This is a genomic window from Mucilaginibacter sp. P5_A6 (assembly GCF_056400585.1).
Map to the genome: position 1 here is coordinate 79,906 of NZ_JBFUKZ010000028.1, position 24,492 is coordinate 104,397.

Sequence of the window (24,492 nt, forward strand, 5' to 3'; positions counted from 1 at the left end):
TTATGAGCCGATCTCGCGTTCGCGGATCTTTATAGCGGGGTTTCCCTGGTAAACGCCGTAAGCCTGCAGGTTTTTTGTTGCCACAGAGCCGCTGGTAAGTACCGAATGACTTGCCGCCGTGATACCGAGGTTGACTATGGCCCCCGCACCTATCCAAACACCGTCTTCTAAAATGATCCCTTTGGTTATCAGGTCGAAGGATGTTTTTTTATAGTTGTGACTCCCGGTGAGCAATATAGCCCCTTGCGAAAGACATACATTGGCCCCAATGTTAATCATCACCAGGCAATCGATCCATACATTTTCGCCTATCCAGGTTTCATCACCTATTTGCAGGAACCAGGGGTATTTGATATTTACACAGGGTTTAATAGTTACGTTTTTGCCAATCCTCGCGCCAAATATCCGCAATAAAAATACCTTAAAGCTACTGGAAGGGATAATACTGGTCTTAAAAAAGATGGCGTTCACATAAAACCATAAAAGCCTTTTTATCGCATTTCCACCGGGATGGAAAGGGTAGTTATTATAGGCGGAAAGGTTGGTTTTAAGCATGTTTATTTTTTGCCTTGTCATTTTGCTTTACCCAAAAGTACAGGGTTATCATGATGATGATGTACAAAGTGAGATTAAAAATGGTATGATGATCAACTATCTGGTTAGCTTTTTTGTTCCAGAACAAAGCTAAAAGCACAAAACGAATAACATTTAGGAGTTCGATGCTTAAAATACCAGCAATCAAAAAGATCATTTTTTGTTTCAGCCTTTTGGGATAAGCTATTACAAATGCCGAAAAGAAACTGATTAAACCAAGCCCAAGGCAGGAATATACCAATACGATGGTACCCTTGCCGGCTACCAATAATTCGGTGCCATTATGTATTGCTGTGAAACCAAGCCAGCCGAGCACCTGTGCACTAACGCTTAACAATACCCATCGCAGCCCTTGTATAAAGTTTAAATAATCAGCCAAAAAACTATAATAGTGACTGCCAGGGCTTGTGATGCCAAAAAACAAAATATTAAAATAATAGAACAGCAGGAACAGGAGTAGAAATGTAAATACAAATTTGAATGGAGAAATGTTGGTTTGATTTGTCTGTGTCGTTTTTTGCTTGCTTTTCAGAATCTCGTCAATTTTAACATCAACAATCAGCCTAAACCAAAACCCTTGTAAAAAATGAAATATTACCCCAATGCGCCCTTCCAGTATGCCTAATTGAAATATCATGCGGTACATAAAGTAAAGCATGGGCCTTGCATAGCGAGGCAGTTGCCACCAGAGCTGCTTTAGCCAGGCTGTACGCTCATCCGGCGAGCCGAATAATGACGGCTTAATAGTTTGTTGCCGCATGTTTTGCATTCGCTCTACCTCTTCCTGGGCCAGCAGATCGCTGTACCGGTTATGTTTGGCTATCCAAAAACTGATGTTATTTTCCTTTAGGTTTTCTTCCAGGATATAACCATTCTTCCATACTTCGGTTTTGCCGGGAACAATAAACCTGTGATCCATATTCTCGTTCAAATCAGAATAGCCAACCCCGTACCTGATCATTTTAAGCAGGTAAAAAGGATAATAACCGCCATGTTTTATCCAGCGGCCTTTAAAAAAATTTTTACGATTGAAATAAATCCCATTAACATCGCTGTACTCATCTTCTTTAAAATTGATCAGCTTCTCCTTCAATTCTGGGGTAACAACCTGGTCGGCATCCAAACAAATGATCCAGGGGGTTTTAATATCGAAGTTTTTAAGTGCGAAATCCCATTGTTTAGGATGATTCTCGAAAGCGTGCTGCAAGATTGTTGCTCCAGCCTTTTTTGCTATCGCGATAGTGGCATCATCACTGCCCGAATCCAAAATAAAAACAGGTGCATTCAACCCACTGATGGAAGCCAGCAAACGCGGCAGGTGCTGCTCTTCATTGTAAGTAAGAATGATGAATGCGTATACCGGGATCAATGCTGCTTGCTTATTTTATTGTACAAACCTATATATTTTTCAACTAAGCTATCGGTGCTAAAATCATTGTAAATAATATCGGGTGCACTTTTCCTGATGCTTAAAAGTTCACTTTGCATGTTTGCAATTTTATCAATCGCTTCGGCAACAGATGCTGCGGTTGTTTTGCAAAGCCAACCCAAATTGTTTTTACTTACGTAGTCAGCTAATCCAACTTCCCCGCTGATCAAAACAGGGGTGCCCACACTCAGGCTTTCAATTACCGCGTTGCCAAAATTTTCATCGTACGATGGTAATATAAACAAATCATGCTGTTGTAGTATTTTAAACTTATCTTCATTAATAAAGCCGGCCCATGTTATTTTATCGGCAATACCATTAATTATAGCCAATGATTTTAAACTTTCAACATATTGTTCATTGCCATTGCCGGCAATGGTAAGTTGAAAAGGGGCATTAACCATCCCGAGGGCATTAAGCAGGATATCCAGCCCTTTTTTTTCTTCGATCCTTGAAAGGAAGATCAGTTTAATTGGCGACGAAATCGAGGCTTGAGAAGATGAGTGAAAAAGAGGGAGTTTTACAAAATTGGGTATTATGGTAGTACTTTTGGGATTAATAATACAGTTAACCGAATCGCTTTCTCTTGGAGATGTTGCGTGGATATGGCAACGCGTTAATACCGGCCGCCCCAATAAATTATGAATGATTGATTTGATGCCCTGGTTTTTATTTTGAAACGAATAAGGGCTCAACGTACCCCTTGTTGAAACTAAAACAGGCACCCCCCTGATTACTGCAATAAGGCAGGATAATACCGAAACCAGGTTCCACCAGGCATGTACATGCACCAAATCATAGGCCCGGGAGTTTTTCCAAACTGCTTTTAGCAATGCGGGAGAAAAATGGCTATGGTCTTTAGTAATACGCTTAAAATAGGTAACGCTTACACCATCAACCATCACCGATTGATTAGGGATTACCTCGAGTTCGTGAGGTCCGTTAGCTGTGGTTACGTACATACTTATAGCGTTGCTACTCTTTACAAGCTGTTCGCAAAGCATAGCTACAGACATAATTGGCCCGCCATAAATATAGGCTGGTTTGTATGAGGGCGAAATCTGTAAAATTCTCAAACCTCTTTTAATATATTAGACGTTACAAGTATTTTATGGATAAGCAGCATACTGATGTAACTCCAAAATACGCTATTGACCAGGAACTCAAAGCTGAGGCCGCGCCACATGACCTGGAATAGCCCGCTAAACACGAGGGCCGTTCCTAAAATATACCCGCCAAAAAGTTTTTCAGCTTTAACAGAGATCAGCTGTGCTACTGCCCCATAAATAAACATGAATAAAAATACCCCCACGGTTCCGTAAGTGAGGTATGCATCAACAACAAAAGCCGGCTTTGCTGATACGGTTGACGCCCTGTTTACCACACCGGCATCATAAACACGTTCCATGATCAAATCCTCGGTACTTGGTTTGCCTGGCCAAAAAATACGTGGAATAATGGCCATGCCCGATTGCTTAATCAATTTTGTGCCATAAAAATCGACGTTTTTTGGTGTTGATTGCGTAAACTTTATAAACATGTCAATCTCGCTTAACCTGAAAGCAAGGAAGCCCCAGTTTGAATTGTCTTCACCTCCGGAATCATTTCCTAATGCTGCATCAAGTGCAAGCTGGCTGGCTTCATCTGCGGATGTCTCACCCGACCATGCATTTTGCCTGAATATGCGGTTATAAGTAGGCAAAAACATAAATAGAAGAAGTAACAGGGGGATGAAAATACCCGCCACCAACTTTTTATAGTTTGGGTAAAGGAAAATACCCAAAACCAAAACACTTATAATAATGGGTTCTTTAAAACCAGATACGAGGGCCTGGTAAAAGTTAAAAAAGTAAAAGCAAACACAAATTAATGTATTACCAATTTTTTTAAGTGGTATAGCAAATGCAAGAGCTAATGTACCAGCAATAAAACTCAATGAACTGAACTGATTGGCAAATTGTGATAAACCAGGAATTTTAATAAACAATATGGAAGCAGGGAAACTGAAAATAGCAAACATCATTAATAAGTTTGCCAGTTTATCTTTTGGAATATGATACTTGGATTTTGCCGAATAATCCATAAAGATCAAAACGCCCGAGATAAAGGCCGCGTGCCCTAAACAGTAATACCGCTGGCATTGCGCCGTCAACTGCAGCCTGTTTTGGTCAACTAACGTAGTGCTTACTTTTTCAAAGTTTTGATACCCTAATACATCCATGAAATAGAATATAGAGGTGCAGGCCATATATCCGGCAAAAATTATCTGTACTAAAAAAATTGGTCGCATTAATTGTTCGGCAACACTCCTGTCATCAGGCAAGGGCTTAACCCAACCAGTTAACGTCAGAAAAAATATCAGGAATGATCCAAGCCAGGCGATTATGTATGATAATTCATAGTCACTCTTCAGCAAAGCAGCTAATACCCAGGGGATGAATAATACCAGGATGCGTTCTACAGGCGCCTGTTTACTTTGCATCGTTATTATTTATAATGTTTAAAATAGCATCAGCCTGGTTATTAAAGCTCCATGAGGCTATTTTATCTTTTGCATTGTTGCCTAAAACCTTCAGCGTTGTTTTATCATTAACAAGCACGCTTAGTTTTGTGGTGATATCTGTGAGATTTCCGGCTACAAATATTTCTCCGGTAGAGCGGGGTATTACCAAATCAATAGCGCAGCCGCATTTATCAGAAACCAGTACAGGCTTACCTGCGGCCATAGCTTCATTTACTGCTAGCCCCCAGGTTTCGCCAGGTCCTTTTGAGGGCAGGCAAAATAAATCGCAGGACTGGTATACTGCAGGCATTAATGATTGATTCCGGAATCCCATAAAATGAACATTGTTGTTTTTCCCGGCATTGGTTTTTAGTGAAATTTCTAAAATACCATTACCAACAAACAGTAAATGCGTGTTTGGCATGTTCAAAGTTAAAAAAGCATCCAGCAATAATTGAGGTGATTTTTTTTCTTCAAGCTTCCCCGCAAATAATATCAATGTATCACCGGCATTAATGCCCAGGCTTTGTCTTAGTTTACCGGCTTCAATAGCGCTATCTGCTGCAAATCTTTCATTGTCTATAGCATGGGGGGCAAAACTAAGCTGCTGTTCTTTTAAACCATATTTTTTAAAATAGGCTTTGCTATTGCTGCCTACATAAAATACATGATCAATATGATGATACACCCATCTTAAAAAAACAGACCTTAATAAAGCGTTAAATCCGGTTTGAGCATCAAGCAAAGTTGAATCGCCTCTGAAATAAACCGGCAATTTATTTTTGAAATGCCTTATTGCTTTTAAATGGCTGTCATAAGCCCAGCCGTAAATCAATATTGCATCGGCCCGCCAGGCTTTTATTTGATAATTAAGTTCGGGGTTAACTATACCCTTAAAATGATGTGAACCTGGGTTGGTAGAAATGTTTTTCACCCACTCGTATGGATAGCCATCCATCAGCGGCAAATCCCAGGATACAGTTTTTCCAAAACCGGGATCAAATTTTTCCTGAGCTTTCTCGCCCCAGGTATAAAATACTTTAATCTCAATCCCTTGCCGTTTATTCATTAGTTTAAAAACCGGAGCGTAATATTGGATGGGATGGGTGGTTATAATGGCCAGGCGCATATCAGATGGTTTCGCCCATAATTTTAAATCCTTTGGCAGTTTTTAAGCGGGCATTAATATAGTCGGGATCCCTGCAGTAAATGGTATTATAATTACCGAATGAGGAAATCAAATTTAAATCCCTCTTAAAAGCATCATACTGGTAAGGTTTAAACCCATTTGCCAGGAGTAACTGATGGATACGCTCTTCATTAAATCCATAACGCATGCCGCTGCCATTAAGTTCGATGATAATAGCTTTAAGCGAATCCTGTTTTAAAGTATTATTCATCCCTTTCAATACTTCGGTTTCAAAACCTTCCACGTCAATTTTTATTAATGCGGGTTTATCATTTACGGTAAGTGAATCTATGCTGATCACAGCTACTGTTTCTATCTCGGTATTTTGGGACTCATTCGGGCTGATGATATGATTGGTGGTATCCTCGTTTTTTGAAAATGTAAGTATGCCCGCTTTTGCCCCGGCAGCAGCGCTAATTAAAGTAGCTTTATCCTGAAGTTGATTTAAGCCGATGTTTTTATTGGTAATAACCGCAGTATTTGCAGATGCCTCAATGGCGATGGTTTTGGCCTTACATACCCCGGATGCCAATAAAGTGTAGGAACCTACGTTGGCGCCAATATCAAAAAAAACATCCTTGGGCCTTAAAAAGTGCAGTAAAAAGGCCATATCATTAAATTCATGTAGGCCGGTATAAATATTGCCGGTAATACCGGTTAAGCCCTTGCGGGCATAAAAATTTATTCCTGCTAAATAGGGCTTTACAATTAGCTTTGACGGCCTTAAGCTGCTTTGGATTTGCCACCACAAAAACCGCGTGAGTACTTTAACCGGATGCCTTTTACCTAAACTGTGGTTAAATATAAAGCCAAACGTTCTTTTAATTTTTTCCACTGATAACGTTATCAAAAAGTTTGCATTGGTTTGCGGTCATTTGCTTTGCCGAATATTTATTTACAGCTACGGCGTGATATTGGGGCAGTTCGGTATTGCCATTAAGCAACGCTGATAAGAACGCGTTAATATTTGCATCTGATATGGTATTATAATCATAAGCATGTTTAACTCCATATTCCTTCATGATACTTATTGCTGAACTTGCCGGGTTAAAAACAGCCAATATTGGTTTTTGAGTTAGCAGGTATGGATATATTTTTGAAGCGGTGTATTTAGGATCATCAGACCCTGGTATAAAAAGAGCATCAGCCTGTTGCAAGGTAGCCAGCGTATGGTAATAGCTAATGCGATTGGTAATTTCACACACCTGGCCCCCTACACCATACTGTTTGGCAAGTGGAAGTATAGTTGGATTGCCCTTGCCATTTGGRGCGTAACTTGTGCCGATAAAATAAAATTTTAACGATTTAAAAGCCTCATTGCCATTTTGTAATGCTGTTTTAAACGCTTTAAATAAAGGTGTTATGGCTTTATGCATATCTGCCCCGCCACGGCCTATATAAACTATGTTGACTGAGCCCTCTGTAAGTAGGTTATCGAATGTTTTTTTATTTGCCCCGGCTATCTGCGTATCCGGTTCAAATGCCCCAAAAGTTATGGTAGCAGCAGGTATGGTTTTAATTTCAGGATATCTGTTTTTCAAATCGCTGATGTAACCATCAGATACACTGATCAAGCCATCCACATTGTTTATTGCTATTGGCTCCAGGTATTTGTTAAGGCGATACGAGAACCAATATTTGGGCGGCCGTTGGGCTTTCGGTTTATCCTGGTAGTAATCAGAAAACCATGGATCCTGCATATCGATCACATAAGGCACCCCGAAACGTTTTTTCCAGTAGGCCCCTAAAATACAAACCGGGAATTGGGTGGTGGAAAAATAAATAAGGTCAAATTCTTGAGCTTTTAAAAGTTGGTTTACCTTTTGTTTGTAAAACCATAACGAGCGTAAAGCGATGCTGCCCAGCCCTAATTTAGAGGTGAATTGCTTTTTGAAAGCTTTAACTTTATGGATCTTTGTATTCGCCGGTACACTCTGCATTAACAGCTCGTCTATATCCAGATCAGCATACTTTTCATCAACCATCACTACTTCGGCCTCCCAGCCATTGGCTGCAAAATAAGGCAAACTCATGCGTACCCTTTGCATATCAGCGCCGTTTACGGGGGGGAAGTAGGGTGAAATGATGAGCAGCTTTTTCAATCCCAATATTTATTTTGATTTAGCAGGTGAGTTTTTTTAATGAACAGTATATCCGTTTGCCACAAAGCCCTGTCGAGCGGCCGCCTGATAAAGGAGCAGATATCATAAGTGGTAAAACCAGCATCATCCATAAACCTGATAACATCAGAAATTAAGGGGCAGCCTTTGTTTATTTCTATCAATGATACCTCGCAAAGTACAAATTGCACATGGTCCAAATTTTTTGAAAAGCCTTTTAGCACTTCAAGCTCATAGCCCTGCACATCCAATTTGATAAAATCCGGAGGACCTAATTTGCTATAGTTTTCAATAACGTTATCAAGTGTTTGCAAGCCGCGCAGGTCTTTTTTGAAATTGTTGGGCTTATATTCCTCCAGAACACTGCTTACGGTTGAATTTACATTGAAGGTAACCTGTTTACCGCTTTCTGCACCCAGCAAATCAATATGGAAATAAGTATCAGGTAATTTTTGGGTGATGGCTTTTAAAACAGCCGCCTTGTCCTGTTGAGCTTCGAGCATTAAAACTTTTGCCGATGGAAAGATAACCTTAATCATTTGTGTCCATTCACCATCATAAGCGCCGACATCAATTACAAATTCAGGGTAGAAACCAAGCCTTTTAATGTTCATTAAGCTCCACTCCATAGAAGGAATGTTTTGCCGGTTTTTAATTTCCCAAACCTTTTGCTCTGGTATAACCAGGCGTAATACTTTTTTAAATAAGGTTAGCATATTATTTTCTTTTCCACCAACGATTGTTTTTTAATTTTTCCCGGGCTGGTGTCCAGTCGCAAACTTCATCAATTATATCATAAAAACCCTGCTGTTTTTCGGGTAAGTCATTTGATATTACCCGGTTAATAAGCTTTGGCAAATCATTATAAAAACCTTTGGTACGATAGGGGGGATGCAGTGACCAAAGTCCTTTGCCTGTTCCTAAAAAGTCTATCCGCTTTAAATTATGCTTGCTGATATATGTTGATATTATATGCTCCGGCAGATCGGCGTTTGAATTTCCTTCCATAATTGCTTTTACCTGGCCACGTACCGGTGGTTTGGTTAATATTAGCTTGTGCAATTTAAACCTGCTTTTATCCATCATAAATATCCGGGTACTCATGCCATTTAGCTGCCAGGTATAAGGAGCAATTTTATTGACCACATGCTGGTCTATCAATACATCGGTACTTTTGGGTGGACCGGGAAGTGGGGAAATAATAAAACAAGATGGCTCGCTTTCAAAAAACTGTTCCGCCTCCGTGATCCATTCCTGGCCTCCTCCTCCTAAAAACATATCCGAATCTAAATGGAAAACAAAATTATTTTTAGCAATATAGATCCCGAAGAAATAGGCATAGAACGGGCCTCCCCTGAAGTCTTTATCGGGTAAATTGCTTTCGCCAAAAAAGTATTCGGCAACTTGTTTTTTAGTTGAAGATGAATAATCAACCGGCACAATTTTAACGTTGTATTCGCTTCCAATTTCTACAGAAAGAAACTGGTTTAACAGCTCTTTATTTGCTTCCCATCCCTCGGCAAATCTACCTTTACTTTGCCGGGTATCCACAGTCAAAATAATCTCATCAACCTGACCAGAAAGTACATCTAACTGGTGTTTTAGTATGTGTTTTGCATGGGGATAATCGCCTGGTGCAAGATTGATCTGGAGGCTAACCTTATTTTTCAAGAGCATCTTTTACTAAAGCGAGCAATTTTTTTGATTCATTTTCCCAATTATAAAAGGCGGAAGCTTCAATTGCCCTGTTTTTGGCGGCCTGTAATTCTACAGGGTCATTAAGCCATTTTTCCAGCCCTGCTATTTGTGTATCGCTTGGTTGCTGTGGCAATTTAAAGCCAGGTTTAAACATTTCAAACGCCTCATTTTGCCCTTCGGTTTCGCTGGTAATAACCGGTAAGCCAGATTGGATATACTGAAAAAACTTATTGGTAATTGTATAATTACGGCTCATGGGGGTATCAAGTTCCAAAGCCAGGCCTATATCAAATTCAGCAATTTTTTCAGCCAGTTTATACGCCTTAACCGTGTCGTGAAAAAATAGCCGGTGTTGTTTTGGCAACAGTGTATTCAGTTTTTCATGATACCGGTTATCAATATTACCAAGCAGGTGTAATTCGAGTCGGGATTTAATTGAACTTAACAATTTAATGAATTGCTCCAACCCTCTGCCTGGTCCTATCGTTTGGGAGAACCAGAACAGTTTTAAAGGTTTTGAAAACTCCTTTTTAAATGGAATACCAGGTGATGTAAATACATTGTATACAACCTGTGGTGTTGGGCACGCACAAACAGCTGAAAGTTTTTTTGCCAACGCATTTGAAGTAGTAATACAAAATACACCTTTATTTAAGGCTACCAATTCAGCCCGGTGCAGTAAATTGATTGGTCTTTCGGCGCGTGCATCGGGTAACAGATCTTCAGAATACCAGTCTTCAAAATCAAAAGCAACTTTAAAGTCGGCATTTAATAATTTAGTGCCGATATAGGTAGCCAGTTCCTGGTGACAGATGTACAGATGGGCCTTAATGGCTTTAGCTTTGTAATAATAACGGACAGCCCCATAACCGAGCGATAAGTTTGTTTCTATTTTGAAATTACGGGTAAGCAAGCGGCCGAGCTTATTGAAAAGCTTATCTGTAAATGAGTAAATTGTTGATGCCGAAAGATCAGACACAACCTGTAAACTTAAATTGGGAAAGGTTTTTATGGCGTCAAGATCCTGTTGGTACAAATCTGCCGAAATAATACCCGTTAAAATACAAACCTCATAACCTGCTGAGGCCAAAGTTGTAGCTTCCTTTAAAACCCTTGGGTTGCGGCAGAGGTGTGATTGGGTTATAATGCAGATTTTTTTAGGCAATGATTTACCGTTAGTTAAATAGCCGGGACTTGATTTTTTGTAATGATTGAGGGATGGAATGTGCACTAAGTGCTTTTTGTTGTCCCTTTATTCTCAATTCTTTCCGCTTGCTTTTTGAAGCTGCCAGTTCCCTGCATTTGAGAACTAACTCATCTGCATTGGTATAAGTTTCAATCTCGGCGCCCAATTCATATAAATGGGGCAAACCTGCAGTATATTCAGTTAAATAGCATGCGCCGAGCATGGGGGCTTCCAGGTCGCGGAGCCTGCTATAGGTTAACATGTTTTTATTAAAAGTATGGAATGTAGGCACCCTGTTTATGCCTAAGGTTATGCTGCTTTCGCGGGTAAGCCTCATGTATTCTTCAAAACCGGGCTTTTCAAATATGTTTTCACCGGGTACGTTGGCCGGTATTACTTTTTCGTAACGTTTAAGATGGTAAGCTGCAAAACCCTTGAGTCCCGAATTTTGGATGAGGTTTACCTGGTTTTTAATTTTGGATGAAAAATTTGATGCAGGTGATGTTGTTACCTGCGTTGCTGAGTTATCCCAGTCATTTCCCCTGATCTGTACCGGCAGGCCCTTACCAATGGTATCTGCCAAAAGCTGTGCCCTTAAATAATCTTTTGAACCAATAAATGAAATGCTGTTTATTTCCTGTTCGGGGTGGGTTCGGTATCGGGGGGCAACCCACATGGGCATAGGCAGATTGATATGGGCCGCACCTGCTTTTTTGTACATATCCAAAGCTTCAAATTCGGGAACCCAAACCAGATCGAACACTTTAAATTCATTCGGCAATTTGGTAAACGACCGCACATTATCACAATAGAAATTAATGCAAGGAATCCCTAATGCCCTTATTTGTTTTATGGCCTGCAGATCAATTTGTTTAGGGTATAAATAGCAAAGGAAAATATCAAGGTGCTGGCGGTTTGCCTTAATATAAGTTAAGGTTTTCCCCCAGGCTTGCTCTTTCCATTTTTGCAGCGCCGGATCGTTTTCGTAGGGGACTAAACCCGCGGCCCAGTCAAGCCCTGGTACTTCAAGCCATTGCATTCCGGCTTCTTCAATACCATTTTTGATATAATAGGGCCAGAAACGGTATGCAGGTATGGCATGCGGTTTAGTATCAAAATCCTGTAAAAACGATAGTAGTATCCTCATGTCAGGCATTTGAACAAAACGTCAATCTGGTTTAGCTCGGTACCCACAGGTGTATTGTTACCTAATGCAAAGAGCTGAAATTTAAAACCGGCGAGGTAATTGGCGATGTCAAAGAATTGGGTATACACAATAGCTGATGCCAAAATTGATTTTGCAAGCAGAGTCCAGGTACCCGTATTGTTGCCGATATCAAATATTGCAGGATTAGCTTTTATCAATCTGCCATTGCAGATAATTTCAAGCCATTCAAGCGAATTGAGATGACCAGGCTTAGAATTGATCCCGGGAGCGTTTCGGAGTTTTGCAAATCTTCGTTTCCTGTTTAATTCAAGTGCTAACCTTTTAATAAGTTTATAGGGATTGTATACAACAGAAAGGTTCATAGATAGCTTAAGTGGGGTTATGAACGATTAATAAAATGCTTCACCAGCTTGGTAATTTTCCATCCTACAAAGGAGACCATAATTTTTGTTGATCCACCAGCCATAAATTTAAGCGATGAACCACCAAGCTCATTAACTTTTATTTGTGCAGTTTTTACCAGATTCGGGTACCTTGGATAAATAATATAAATAAAATGTTGCCAAACATTAGCACAAGCTAATTTAGCTTCGGCGGTTGAATGTACAGCTAATAAATTTTTTGTGGCTTTATCTAATGATCTGAATGCAGAAAGCAAGGCTTCAAGTTGTGTTCGACCCGATAAACTGCCACTATTTCCTGAACGATAATATAAAATCGAGCCCGGATCGAACACTACCAATTTACTTTTTAGTATTACCCTGGTAAAAAAATCCAGGTCGTCAATTAAGGTGAGTTGTTCGTCCCAGTAGCCGGCGCTTTCAATTATCTGTCTCGGTAATAAAAACATACCGGATTGGGTCATGGAATGCCCGGTTGTCCATGATGAGCAGATCCAATCACAGGCAGGCAGGGTTTCCCAGCAATCTTCGGGACTTAGTTTAAAAGTATCCAGATCGTTATTATAAAACCGGCCCCATTTAGAAGAAATTATACAACGCTGGTTTTCATTAGCAAGTTTTACCTGGCTTTCTATCATCTCCGGATTTATGAGATCATCCCCATCCAAAAACTTAATATACTGCCCGGTTGCCTTACTGTAGGCTATATTGCGGGCAGCGGCAGCTCCTGCATTTTGCTGAAAGAATACGCTGATATGCTTATATGGAAGATTGTTCAATAATGTTTTAGTGTTATCCGTAGAGCCATCATCAACTATAATTATTTCGATGTTTTTATAGGTTTGATTTACTACAGATTCAATGGTATCCCTGATATAATTTTCACAATTATAAGCCGGAATACAAACAGAAACTAATGGACCTTGCGCCGACATCTTTATTTTATACCATGTTTGTGTTTTAGTTTTTCAAACAACGAGCCCGCACCATATTTCCCGTTTTTATCAAGCTTTCCTGCATTCCATACTTCATTCCAAAAATGAACAGCGTAGGTATTTGGCATAATCCTTCTGCCAGGCATGGTTTCGGGTTTTAAAATGGGTCTTAATAATTCTTTGAGCTTATTAACAGAAGTCATGTTGCCCAGCACTAACTCATCTATAAACTTCCAGGAGATAGGGTTGAAGTATTGATAAGGAACTATATGATCTTCCATTTTTAACTCCTTTACAGCTTTTTGAAACAGGAAAGGCCCAGCGCTGCCAAAAGTCATTTTTTTCAGATCGGTCCTGGCTAATTCATCCAGGCAATATTTTATTAGCGGACTGTTTTTAGGTGCTTTAATAACACAATTATTGGCCAGTGAACCATATTCGCCTTCATTGCTTGAACAAATAATGGTGGCTTGTTTAAAAGTAAATGGCTTTAAACATATAATATCCATATCAACCCACCAGCCACCATTTTTTTGAAGCATCAATAACCTGAAGAGATCTGCAAAACCCGATACTGACCCTTTTCCCCAGCCATCTTCAAACCGGAAGATCTTATCATGGGCAATAACAGACCCGGCATCAAAAATTTGCGTACCAGCCGGCACGTTGCCGATGTCCTCGTAGGTATATAAATGAAAAGGGTGGCCATGATCTAAAAAAGATTGGATGCACAGTTGTTCAACCTTTGAAAGTTGTTTCCCAATCCAAAGTGATTGAACAGGTTCGAGCTTTATATCATTTTCCATGCTTTATTAAAATAGCCCTTTTTTGATAAATCCACATAATGATGTAATGCACCTGTTTTATTATTGATGTGGTTAACATCAGGGTTGACGATGTATTCATCAGCCGGTAAAATAATGGCTTCTGTTTTGCTAAGTAACATAGCCGTTAAAGCCTGTTCAAGATAGTATGATGTACCTTCTTTCTCCTCCAGTACCTTAATCCAATTATTTAATTTAACCCAATCTATAGCTGTACTGTTTAGCCCAATTGCGCCAACATTGACCAGGTCTGGGATTGTTGAGCCGCAAAGCTCTTCCATTAATTCTTTTGAATATCCGTAGGAGTTTTGGCAATCCTGCATATAAATAGGTTTGCAGGGGTTTTTAAGCCAACTTATAATTGCCTCGGGATTGGCCCAAAAAAGCATATCAGAATCAAGCACAAGTTTCCAGGTGCCCGGCAACGTATGTATATCCATTAGTTTTTTAATATGCGGATAAACTTTGCGTTTTTGATGCATTGCTGCAAATAAATAATCGGGTAAAATGTCATTCAGATTTTTTTCGATAACTGATTGCTTGATTATTTCTGCACCCGGCAACAGGCGATGGATAGTTTGTATAAGGTCATAATCAAAGCTGCCATCATCAACCAGTACCATTTTAAAGGTTGTTTTAGTAACTTTTGATAATGATTGAATGCAAAATAAGGTTTGATAAAGATAGTTTTTACCTGTTAAAAAATAAACCGCAGGCCCTATGGGATTTGATAGTACTGGCGAAAGTTTCAACGAGGCTTTTTTCATTTGCCGTTGGCTATGCAACATGCCCCGGTAGTTAAAATACCCCCCAAACCGTTTGTATTTGTTAATAGTTGATAGCGGGTAGCGATAAAGGATGTTTATAATATCTTGGATCAAGTATTTACAGGCTTTATTTTTAAATTATTACTGAAATATTTTCCGGCCGTTTTTTTGCCAAAATTCATGGAAGGTTTTTCAATGAATTTGAATATTTGCCAGGCCACAATACTTATTAATGAATATACGAGGACATCATAAAATAAGGTTGCAAACGGATGTTTTATAATATAGGAGGTCTTAAAATAACCGAGTATAAAAAAACCAATGGGCACATGAATCAGGTAAACGGCATAGGAATGTTCGCCTAAAACAGAAAAAATGTTTTTTGAGGATTGGATAAAATGACTGCCCGCGATAATAAAAAAGGTAAGTAGTGCAGCCATTATATATTCCATTTGATGCAGCGCCGAATTTTTAATGATCATGCTGTACATATTGATGAGGAACAGCAATAGTGCACATGCCAGATCTGCATTGCCTCTCTTATTGAATAAGAAATACAAGCTAATGCCCAGGCCAAAGGATGGCCACTGATCAAAAAAGAATAAATATCCCTCGCGTTGATAGGGTAATAGAAACGAAACCAATGAAATAATAATTAAACATGCCTGTTTTAAGTAACTAACTTTAAACATTAGTGTGATGCCGATAATGACGTAAAAAATCACTTCGCAGGTAAGGGTCCAATAAACAAAGTTTGAGATTTTGATGTTGTTAAGGGGCCATGTAAACAAGGTAATATTGGCTATAAAGTGAGTTATTGTAGCCGGTATGTTGGCAACCGAGTTTGTACCGGTGTAAATTTTTTGAAATAAAGCTGCRGCCAAAACAATAACCAGGCTTACCCAATAAGTAGGGTAGATGCGGAAAAATCTCTTTATTAAAAAGCTTGAGCTTCTCGAAGAATTACTGGCTGATAGCATGATACAATATCCACTTATCACAAAAAACATGGGGACACCAAGCCATCCATATTTAACCAAATTGCGATACCAGTTATCTACGTAAGGCACAAATAAATTTAAATGAAATAGCACTACGATGAAGGCTGCAAAAAAACGGAGCATATCAATAACGTAGTTGTGTGTGTGTTTCATACTATATCCTGAAAAAAGCATCTCGCCAAAACAGGTGTCTTACGTTACTGGTGTAGTGCCTTGCTACAACATTATCCAACGCCATTGCATTAATTTCCTGCGAGTCGTGATTGAAATTTTTAATCGTTTCTTTTGACCAAATGATGCCCAATGATTTACTGGCGATATGTGCAAATATGGTTTGCTCTGTGCAAAAGTCATAACGGGGGTGAATGCCTGCAATGAGCCTTTCTAATTCAAAATTCTCATAAATGTTTTTACCATAAACATATAATAACCCGGCATTAAATTTATACAAATCATATAGGTTGCTGCCTGTTCCATTAATAACTTCCTGGTGGTAGGCCGCTGCAAAGTCTTCTGTTCCACCGCATGCAAAATCTGTAACAGGTTGAGGCAGAAAAGCAGTGAAATCCTTAAAGAATAAAATATCGCTGTCAATCCATAGCACCGGGCATTTTTCGGCATAACGAAGTATCAAGGCTAACTTTTTACCGAAGGGATGTAAGTTTCCATAGCTTACAAGAGCTTTTCTTCCTTTAAACAAATGGTATTCCTCTGTGCTTCTCCAATCTTCAACGGTTACGTTGGCTGGCCAAAAACTCAAAGCTTTTCGAATTTCCGAGGCAGACATTGTTCCATCGGTATTGACAATAAGTTTAGGTAACGTAATCCATGTATTGACAATGGATAATACAGACAGGCGGGTCATATCAATAAAGTGCTTGCCTGTCATCATCAAAACAACTATGTCTGATTGTTCTTTGTTTGCAGGTACATTTATTTTCCTTAAACCAAGCAGCCTCCTGTATAAGTGAGGCAATCTGAAAGCTAACGATCCWTTAATTTTATTAAGCAAAGTATCTGATTTGGGCAATTATAATTATGCTATTGGGATAAACCATCGTACATGCCACATGCACCATGCCATTTGATGTAATTGCTGGTATTTTGCCAGGCCCGGTAAATAAACCAGGATTTTATTTTTCTGAACGGAACAGTCCATTTTGGAATTTTTATCCAGGGGTTAATACCGTGGATTTCTAAAAGCTGTACCCATGACCGGTTGGTATTATTTAATAGTCGGGCCATATAATGAACCTGCATGCGCTGTTTGGGTATAATATGCTTTAATGTTAATACCGGGGAATACCCAACCTGCCAGCCTGATTTTAAAATTTCAATAACTATATCATTATCTCCGCCCGAACTCAGGGCGTTTCCTGTTCTGTCAGCTATAGTAATATTCCCCTTTTTTGCCTTTTCAATATATGTTTCAAGCGCCTTTTTCCTTATCCCCATACCCGCGCCAATAGGTGCACATGCCGGATATTCGTTATTCCACCCGGCAATCATTTCATCTTCACCAGGATCTCTTAAAGCCAGGCTACCATAAAAATCCTTTAACCATTTGGGTGGTTTTTTTTCAAACAAAGGGAGTGATTTACCTCCTATTGCGCCCAGCTTACTATTTGATGTGAATATGGCTGATGTTTTTTTAAGATAGTCTTTATTCAAAATGTTATCATCGTCAACCATCACAATAAATGCGCCTTTTGCTTGCCCAAAGCCCTTTAATCTGGCATAAGTTAAACCGGGTTTTTGCTCCTTTACTATTTGGTTACGGGGATGCCAGGAAAGATCAATGTTTATCGCCGGGAATGAATTATTGTCAACAATGATCAGTTCCCAATTATCAAATGGTAATGATTGATTTTGCAAGCCTGTTATAGTTTGCTGCAGGCGGATTGCATCAGGATTATAAGTACATATTATAACAGATAATAGCGTTGTCATTTGCGGTAATTGATCACGTTTGCGGGCACACCAACTGATATTGAATAGGGAGGTAGATCCCTTGAAACAACAGCGCCTGCCCCTATCACACATCCATCACCAATGGTTACGCCACCTAAAACTTTTGCACCCGCCCCTATCCATACATCGCTGCCGATTTTAACCGGTAATAAAATATCACCTTTTGAGCGTATAGAAATGCCCGGGCCAGGTATAGTATGATTGGAGCTAACAATACAGGTATGCATGGCAATTAATGTATTTTCGCCTATTTCGACGCCTCCATGACCGTAAATACATACATATTCACCCAAAAAAGTGTTTTTATTTATGGAGACAGATCCGCCGTAAGCCTTAACAATTACGCCGCGCGATAACTCGCATTGAGGGGCAATGGTAATACTTCCTTTTTGTCCGTTTAAAAATCCCCTCGATAAAAAGGCGCCGGGTTTTATGATAACAGCCTGGTGGATAGTTATACCCAGGAACCGGTAAAACATAACATACAGGTTACTTATTAATTTTGACATACAAATTGAGTCAATAAGGTTTTTAAAAAGGACAGGCCTTGTTTGGTGTCGGTTTCATCCTTAAAATTGAGCCAGGCAACATGATGTTTAAGATGGCAAACCGATGATAACCTGTGAAAACAGGGTTTGTACACTGTATTTGCCTGATATAGTTCTAAAACATGTGTGCCTTTATTACATAGATATATATTGCTTAGTCCGGCACCATGAGGGCCAATAATGTGTGTAGCAGATCGCATTTTTTCGATGGTTTCTATCGCTTCCAAAGCCGAAAGATCAACGGTTTCAATCAATGGGAAATACTTCAGGAGCTGATCTTCCCAATTTATATTTCTTGATGACGCCCCTTTTCGGGTGATCCAGATAACTTTATTGGAATTTTTTTGCGTTGCTGGTTGGATATTGAACAACGCTTTTAATGCATTAACACACCATGGGCTAATTTGCTGATCGTTAACTAACCTATTGGTAAACAATAGCTGTTCGCATTCGTAATGTGCTAAATTATCAGTCCAGATTATTTTTGAGATGTCAATATTTGCCTTTTTGATCCATTTTAATTTCCATTCAGTTTCTGGTCCGTTAAAAAGAATTTGGTCAACGTGGTCAATTACTGGTTGCGCAAAATGGATCTTGATAATTGATTCAAATAAAAAATGGTAAAAGCCTCCATCGGCACCATTTGTTAAGCAGGAAAGGGTAGCACCGGCCAGGTATGTTTTGGGGGGCAAGTGAGCAACATTTACCAGGCGTGAGTTGGTAAGATTAACAGTCCAATCCTTAGCCGATTCATCTATAAAGCTTCTCTTATCACTATCATATACCAACCCTATGGCGCTCCAAACTGTACCCTTTGAGACACTATACAAGCACCTTTCGGGCTCCTTATAAACACCGTTGAGTTTAAACCTCGGTTGTTTATCAATGGTTTGCTGCGGAACGGTTTGGTTGTAAGTAACCAGCGGTAAATTGTAAGTCATGGGTTGACCGGCTTCATCCAGCAAAATGCACGAAAGTGATTCAGGACAATCAATTGCTTCTCCGGTTTTGGGCCCATATAAATCGCCAAAGCTTTTAATACGATATGGATTATTTGTAAAGCATATTATCCATAATTTTTTCAAAAACCTCACAATCATTTTACCGGGTTATAAAGTTCCAATTGTATTATCAAAGCTAAATTTTATCATAACCTAACTGAATTTGTATATCAGCCATTTTCGCTTTTTTTAAATGCAATTTTGAGTTGCACCATGCGCAGTTTGATCCTTAACCAGGCGGGCAGTATAATGTGTAACATGCGCCAAACTGAACTTTTACCATCCGGAACTTTCAACCCGCATTGTTCGCTCAGTTTTAGTGCTCGTTTAGCAGCATCGTATTGCTGTGACATGATAAGAATACTTGCGGCTAACTGGGCTTGCCTACCTATTACAATCCTTATGGTTTTATCAAAATATAGCTTTTGATAGGATGTTAAGAGATTTAGCCGGGTTAGCCAGCCTGCTGTTTGATCGGCGCTTGCAGAATTTGAATAACGTATGGATATGGAAAGCACTTCTTCAATAACATAGAACCGGGCGCCGCTACCGGCCAATTTAACATGCAAATCGGCATCCTCCCAAATGCGGAGGTTGGTATTGAACCCTCCGGTGGTTAAAAATTTTTCTTTGCGGTACAACCCGTTTATGCCGCCAATGGAATGGGCAATGGTGTATGAAACAGCATCTTGATTGATTTGCCCGTTTGAATATTTCCAGCTGATTAATATGTTTTTTTGATCGGTATCGTACCAATCAACATTACATAGCACCACATCATAATTACCTGTTTGGGCCATAGTGGCTGTTTTTGCCAGGTAATCAGGGTCTAAAAAATCATCAATATCATGAAAATGAAACCATTGTCCTTTTGCGGCTGCGGCAAGCGTATTGCGGGCAAAGCCGGGGCCCTTGTTTTCGTCGCCTTTAATTACGGTACAACCTCTTTTTGTTAACAGTGTAACGGTATTATCTGTACTTGCATCATCATAAAATATAACTTCATCAAAAGGTTTGTTGAGTTTATCAATGTTGGCTAAAAAACCATCAATAAATCTTTCTGAATTATAACAAGGGACTAATAAACTAAACACACCTTAATTGTAAAATAGTCTTTTTAGCTTTTTAATGGCTTTAATCGCTATAGCCGGTTCCCTACGGTCGAGTTCCGTTAAGTACGGATGAACAGGGGGCAAACCTAACCAAAAAGGGCTGGTAATTGTTGATTTACTTTTTTTGGTCATTTCGTTTAACAACCCAAGCCAATTGGCCAGGTTTTTATGTGAGGAAAAGGAGCTATCCATCAGTTTTTTGCTGTTAATAGAAAGTTCATTCCACTTATCAGCGTTGCGTATAAGAAAATCAATTTTTGATAATAATTCCATTGGCGCATTTATTAAAAAACCTGTTACATTATCATGTACCAGTTCTGGTATGCCCGATTTGATCGATCTGCAAACCGGTACTACCCCGCAAGCCATTGCTTCCATTAATGCAACCGGGATGCCTTCATAATCAGACATCAATACTATTGTATGACAGGTAAGTAAAGTTTGCTGAACCGTATCAGGCTGAATACTTCCTTTAAAAAATACGTTTCGAGGGTTTTGGTATTTGTTAATAATATTATTTACTAAATTAACATCTGGCCCCGAGCCATAAATGTAAAATTCAACATCGGGTAAGCTTTGCGCGCATTCGCAAAAAGATGCTGTTATTTCATCTATTCTTTTTTGTTCCGCCACTATTCGCCCGACATAGATAACTTTAAATGGCAAACCCGGAGTTAATGTAGCTTTCTTTTCAGGAACAGGCGCCCCGCATGGGATTTGATAAGTTTTAATATCTTTATTGAGATCTTTTACTTTTTGATTTAAACCAAGTGATACGGTAACAACAGCAGAAAGATTAACGTCATTACCTTTTGAAATAAATTTATCAGCTATAGCTGCATACTCCAGGTCGTCATTATGCAATACTCCAATTGTTGCAATACCGGCTTCTTTAACCCATTTAGACGCATGTAAAGCCGGTACCATGTTGCCGGGTACAAATACATCCGGTTTCTCTGAACGGAGATGTTTCAACATCCATTTAACTTGTTTTCCTGTATAATGAATTGTGGGTATCACTGTACATCTTATCCCCTTTGCCCTCAATAATGGAATAGTAGTGCAATCCTTTTCGGCTGCCCAGGCTATAAATATTACGCTTATCTCAATTCCTTTTTTTGCTAATTCTGGTAACAGCCTTAATAACCAGGTGTTAATTCCGTTGATAATGTTTTTTCCGTCATAGGCGCAAAAAATAACCTTCACAGTATATTAATTATAAATTGAATCTATCAATAAGGTTATTAATGCGGGTATAAATCCTATGCAGGAAGGTTCTTCTGTTCCAATCATATACAGGCCCGTGCATATCTTTGCTGCAGATAAGCTGATGGTCTTTTTCCCGGGCCGCATTCATTTTGGGGCTTGTTGTTTTTGCATCCTCATGTACATTAGCCACAGATAGGGGCTGTTTAATCAGCTTTCTTGTATTCCCTTTTACCAGGCGCAGCCAAAGTTCATAATCCAATGAGCATTGTAACTCTTCATTAACCGGCTGATGGATGCCGGCGCTCCAAAAGCATGATGGTTGTGCCAAAGCTGGGATCCGGATAAAATAATCTAAAAGCGGGTATACCTTTGATAGTTCAAATTCCGAGGTTTTTACATGGTAATTATAGCCGTATCCGTATATAAAATCAACCCCGGAGGATAAAAATTTGCCRGTTACCAGGTGGAGTACATTCTTCAAATAATAATCATCACTGTTTATCCAGGCATAATAATCACCGGCGGCAAGGCTAAAACCTAAATTGATGGCATGGCTTTGACCTCTGTCTTTTTCGCTTTGCCAATAGCTTATCCAGGGAGCATATTTTTCGATGATTTTTTTTGATCCATCAGTACTTCCTCCATCAATTACAATAAACTCAAGGTTGGGGTAATTTTGTAAAAGTACGGCCCTTATTGTTTGTTCTAAAAATTGGCCTTGGTTAAAAGAGGGGGTTATAATAGTTAATTTGGGCCATTTTATATTATTTGTAAAAATAGCCGGACTGGTTTCTTCTGTCCACGGCCAACCTGTTTTATCTCTCGGTGGCGTGGGCAGTAATTTTAATAACCCTTTCTCTTCTACATTCACTATTGGCAAGGGGAAACTCGCGCCTTTATTTATAAATGATAATTTATATGCATAAAGATCAGGCAGAAGTGTATTCAATTTCACGATTTATTTAAAATAAAGGGCTTCCAGGTTTCCCAATCGTGCTTTTCAAAAGCATGGCAACCAAAAGGCAATTCGCCTTTTAGTTTTTTTAATGATTGGTTTGGCGAATCTTCTATAGAAAATCTTATGGCTACTTCGTCTGTCGGCAATTTAAAAAAGGGGTAAAGTAAATTTCCCCAATATTTAAAAAAGCCATCTTCATTGTGAGTTCCCCAGGCCTTAACTTTTCCTTTTAATATTTTAAGAAGCCAGTAACAGGTTTTGGTTTTTCGTAAACAAAAGCCCCCGTTACCCACATTACTTATTTTATGGTTAGCCTTAAAAAGGCTATTAACAATCTTTATCAATTTGGAGTAGCCTTTTAAAAACTGTAGCTGATTCTGTTGATTTTCGTGCGGCAAATGTGGCGCGCCAATAAAATCATATTTTTGACTACACCAGTAAGTTAACTCATCTTTAAACACATAGGCATCTAACTGGTAAATAAGAATAAATTTATAGTTGAGAAAAGTTTTGTACAGAACCGGAGATAGCATTAATTGATTATAGCCTGCTATATTGCTGAAATAAAAATCAGGGAAGGTTATTAACTTAAATAAAGCGTCATCACATATATTTTGATAGGCGGTCGTATCCAATTTACCTGGACCTATAAATATGATAGGATATTTTTTAAAAACTTTGAGGCATTGTTTTAAAGAAATAAGCTCATTAGCATCCGGCTGTTGTTTATATATTGGAATAATTACGGCAACCAAATTGCTATGCATTCTTTAATTTTTGTTCTCAATAGGTTCGTCCCGATAGCAGAAAATATTAATCAACATATCCATACCTAAAAATATTTCCTTATTGATAAACGGGTAAGCCTTGTCTGCGCTTTCTTTAATATAATATCGCATACCAGCTGCTGTTATAAAGCTTAACAGTTTATTAAGGCCTTGTGGCTTATCTATAAAAGAGTGATACTCAAGGAAAAGATAATCCACTTTTTTTAGCTCTTCTGCTATATCCGGTATTACATTTATTTCCTCACCTTCAATATCGATTTTTAAAAAAGTTATATTTTCAAAACCACTTAAGAAAGATTTTAAACGGATTGCTTTTACAGGTGCAGTTTTTTTACCATCAGTATCGTTAGTGATCATGCCTGAATGACCACCTTCTAACCAAAAGTTTAACGTAGCATCCTGGTTGGCGACGGCCTCATTGCGACAAAAAATATTGTCATCGCCAAATGCCGAAGCATTTTGCTTTAAAGCTTTGAATATATTGGGATCGGGCTCAAAAGCAACAATTTTAGCTTGTGGAAAATGGATTTTAAAATATATAGTTGCCAGGCCAATATTAGCGCCGCAATCAATTATGATGATGTCTTCTTTTATTGATGTGAATTTATAAATCTCGCTTAGGAATATTTCTTTATACGAACCCAGGAATGTAAGTGCATCAACAATTTTTATTTTTTTGCCATAGAAATTAATTTCTGTTGGCTGAAATCTATCCAGATTTTCAAGTCTGCGTTTTTCCTTACCTGAAAGTACCATGTTTACTTGAAACAGGCCAGAAACCTTCTTTTTAATCTTTTTAAGTTGTTTTTTAATTTCCATGAAAGTCTTCTTTTTTCCAGCTCAGCCTGAGAATCGAAATTAAGGTAATGTTTATAATATAGTATATCATTTTCAATGTTTATAGCCATGCCATCGGGATGCTTAATTTGGGAAAGGGAATCCAGCTTTAATTTAACATAAATTGAATCGGCATTAGTAGTATGTGTGGCATTTTTATCAAAGCCTATGTTTTTGGTTAAATTAGCCGTTGGATTTATGGAAATACCGTTTTGTTTGTAAATGGTATACATCCATTGGTAGTCCCATATGT

The 24,492-nt window shown here is 38.9% G+C and carries 25 protein-coding genes and 1 pseudogene; all 26 read right to left on the reverse strand.

Features of this window, described 5'->3' with window-relative positions:
- On the reverse strand, nt 1-555 hold the full coding sequence (locus tag AC1DO4_RS24290) for a WcaF family extracellular polysaccharide biosynthesis acetyltransferase (RefSeq protein ID WP_477420143.1): 555 nt from the start codon (nt 553-555) through the stop codon (nt 1-3).
- Nucleotides 548-1,963, reverse strand: a complete 1,416-nt coding sequence (gene xrtY / locus AC1DO4_RS24295) for an exosortase Y (RefSeq protein WP_477420144.1) — start codon at nt 1,961-1,963, stop codon at nt 548-550. Before xrtY ends, AC1DO4_RS24290 begins: the two co-directional genes overlap by 8 nt.
- Nucleotides 1,960-3,099: an XrtY-associated glycosyltransferase XYAG1 gene (locus tag AC1DO4_RS24300; RefSeq protein WP_477420145.1), complete on the reverse strand. Its 1,140-nt coding sequence runs from the start codon at nt 3,097-3,099 to the stop codon at nt 1,960-1,962. The genes xrtY and AC1DO4_RS24300 overlap by 4 nt, the downstream gene beginning before the upstream one ends.
- Nucleotides 3,096-4,505 (reverse strand): exosortase Y-associated Wzy-like protein, encoded by a 1,410-nt coding sequence (locus AC1DO4_RS24305; RefSeq protein WP_477420146.1) that lies wholly within the window; start codon nt 4,503-4,505, stop codon nt 3,096-3,098. Before AC1DO4_RS24305 ends, AC1DO4_RS24300 begins: the two co-directional genes overlap by 4 nt.
- Nucleotides 4,495-5,595 carry a glycosyltransferase family 4 protein gene (locus tag AC1DO4_RS24310; RefSeq protein WP_477420147.1) on the reverse strand — a complete coding sequence of 367 codons (1,101 nt, stop codon included), beginning with the start codon at nt 5,593-5,595 and terminating at the stop codon, nt 4,495-4,497. The genes AC1DO4_RS24305 and AC1DO4_RS24310 overlap by 11 nt, the downstream gene beginning before the upstream one ends.
- A gap of 61 nt (nt 5,596-5,656) precedes the next feature.
- On the reverse strand, nt 5,657-6,550 hold the full coding sequence (locus AC1DO4_RS24315) for an FkbM family methyltransferase (RefSeq protein ID WP_477420148.1): 894 nt from the start codon (nt 6,548-6,550) through the stop codon (nt 5,657-5,659).
- Nucleotides 6,537-7,817: a glycosyltransferase family protein gene (locus AC1DO4_RS24320; RefSeq protein WP_477420149.1), complete on the reverse strand. Its 1,281-nt coding sequence runs from the start codon at nt 7,815-7,817 to the stop codon at nt 6,537-6,539. Before AC1DO4_RS24320 ends, AC1DO4_RS24315 begins: the two co-directional genes overlap by 14 nt.
- Complete coding sequence (locus AC1DO4_RS24325) at nt 7,814-8,551, reverse strand: FkbM family methyltransferase (RefSeq protein WP_477420150.1); 738 nt, start codon at nt 8,549-8,551, stop codon at nt 7,814-7,816. Before AC1DO4_RS24325 ends, AC1DO4_RS24320 begins: the two co-directional genes overlap by 4 nt.
- Before the next feature lies 1 nt (nt 8,552).
- Complete coding sequence (locus tag AC1DO4_RS24330) at nt 8,553-9,506, reverse strand: hypothetical protein (RefSeq protein ID WP_477420151.1); 954 nt, start codon at nt 9,504-9,506, stop codon at nt 8,553-8,555.
- On the reverse strand, nt 9,496-10,698 hold the full coding sequence (locus AC1DO4_RS24335; RefSeq protein ID WP_477420152.1) for a glycosyltransferase family protein: 1,203 nt from the start codon (nt 10,696-10,698) through the stop codon (nt 9,496-9,498). Before AC1DO4_RS24335 ends, AC1DO4_RS24330 begins: the two co-directional genes overlap by 11 nt.
- Before the next feature lie 10 nt (nt 10,699-10,708).
- Nucleotides 10,709-11,866, reverse strand: coding sequence for a glycosyltransferase family protein (locus tag AC1DO4_RS24340; RefSeq protein WP_477420153.1), 1,158 nt, complete (start codon nt 11,864-11,866; stop codon nt 10,709-10,711).
- Nucleotides 11,863-12,249, reverse strand: coding sequence for a hypothetical protein (locus AC1DO4_RS24345; RefSeq protein ID WP_477420154.1), 387 nt, complete (start codon nt 12,247-12,249; stop codon nt 11,863-11,865). Before AC1DO4_RS24345 ends, AC1DO4_RS24340 begins: the two co-directional genes overlap by 4 nt.
- 17 nt (nt 12,250-12,266) lie before the next feature.
- Nucleotides 12,267-13,223, reverse strand: a complete 957-nt coding sequence (locus AC1DO4_RS24350; RefSeq protein WP_477420155.1) for a glycosyltransferase family 2 protein — start codon at nt 13,221-13,223, stop codon at nt 12,267-12,269.
- A gap of 2 nt (nt 13,224-13,225) precedes the next feature.
- Nucleotides 13,226-14,029, reverse strand: coding sequence for a glycosyltransferase (locus AC1DO4_RS24355; protein ID WP_477420156.1), 804 nt, complete (start codon nt 14,027-14,029; stop codon nt 13,226-13,228).
- Nucleotides 14,014-14,814 (reverse strand): hypothetical protein, encoded by an 801-nt coding sequence (locus AC1DO4_RS24360; RefSeq protein WP_477420157.1) that lies wholly within the window; start codon nt 14,812-14,814, stop codon nt 14,014-14,016. Before AC1DO4_RS24360 ends, AC1DO4_RS24355 begins: the two co-directional genes overlap by 16 nt.
- Nucleotides 14,815-14,924: 110 nt before the next feature.
- A complete protein-coding gene (locus AC1DO4_RS24365; RefSeq protein ID WP_477420158.1) occupies nt 14,925-15,968 on the reverse strand; it encodes an acyltransferase family protein in 1,044 nt (347 codons plus the stop codon).
- Between the two features lies 1 nt (nt 15,969).
- Nucleotides 15,970-16,827 (reverse strand): hypothetical protein, encoded by an 858-nt coding sequence (locus tag AC1DO4_RS24370; protein ID WP_477420159.1) that lies wholly within the window; start codon nt 16,825-16,827, stop codon nt 15,970-15,972.
- 29 nt (nt 16,828-16,856) lie between these two features.
- Complete coding sequence (locus AC1DO4_RS24375; RefSeq protein WP_477420160.1) at nt 16,857-17,765, reverse strand: glycosyltransferase; 909 nt, start codon at nt 17,763-17,765, stop codon at nt 16,857-16,859.
- Complete coding sequence (locus tag AC1DO4_RS24380) at nt 17,762-18,295, reverse strand: acyltransferase (RefSeq protein WP_477420162.1); 534 nt, start codon at nt 18,293-18,295, stop codon at nt 17,762-17,764. Before AC1DO4_RS24380 ends, AC1DO4_RS24375 begins: the two co-directional genes overlap by 4 nt.
- Complete coding sequence (locus AC1DO4_RS24385) at nt 18,283-19,419, reverse strand: glycosyltransferase family 61 protein (RefSeq protein WP_477420164.1); 1,137 nt, start codon at nt 19,417-19,419, stop codon at nt 18,283-18,285. Before AC1DO4_RS24385 ends, AC1DO4_RS24380 begins: the two co-directional genes overlap by 13 nt.
- Nucleotides 19,420-19,505: 86 nt before the next feature.
- Nucleotides 19,506-20,429, reverse strand: coding sequence for a glycosyltransferase family 2 protein (locus tag AC1DO4_RS24390; protein WP_477420165.1), 924 nt, complete (start codon nt 20,427-20,429; stop codon nt 19,506-19,508).
- Between the two features lie 3 nt (nt 20,430-20,432).
- The gene (locus AC1DO4_RS24395) at nt 20,433-21,653 is read right to left on the reverse strand and encodes a glycosyltransferase family 4 protein (RefSeq protein WP_477420167.1); all 1,221 of its coding nucleotides are present in this window, start codon (nt 21,651-21,653) and stop codon (nt 20,433-20,435) included.
- Nucleotides 21,654-21,663: 10 nt separating this feature from the next.
- Nucleotides 21,664-22,611: a glycosyltransferase family 2 protein gene (locus AC1DO4_RS24400; RefSeq protein ID WP_477420169.1), complete on the reverse strand. Its 948-nt coding sequence runs from the start codon at nt 22,609-22,611 to the stop codon at nt 21,664-21,666.
- Entirely contained in the window at nt 22,608-23,381 is a 774-nt protein-coding gene (locus tag AC1DO4_RS24405; RefSeq protein ID WP_477420171.1) for a DUF5672 family protein, read from the reverse strand. Before AC1DO4_RS24405 ends, AC1DO4_RS24400 begins: the two co-directional genes overlap by 4 nt.
- Before the next feature lie 3 nt (nt 23,382-23,384).
- A complete protein-coding gene (locus AC1DO4_RS24410) occupies nt 23,385-24,221 on the reverse strand; it encodes an FkbM family methyltransferase (protein WP_477420173.1) in 837 nt (278 codons plus the stop codon).
- Nucleotides 24,161-24,492: pseudogene (locus AC1DO4_RS24415) on the reverse strand (hypothetical protein); the annotation flags it as partial. The pseudogene AC1DO4_RS24415 and the gene AC1DO4_RS24410, both read right to left, overlap by 61 nt.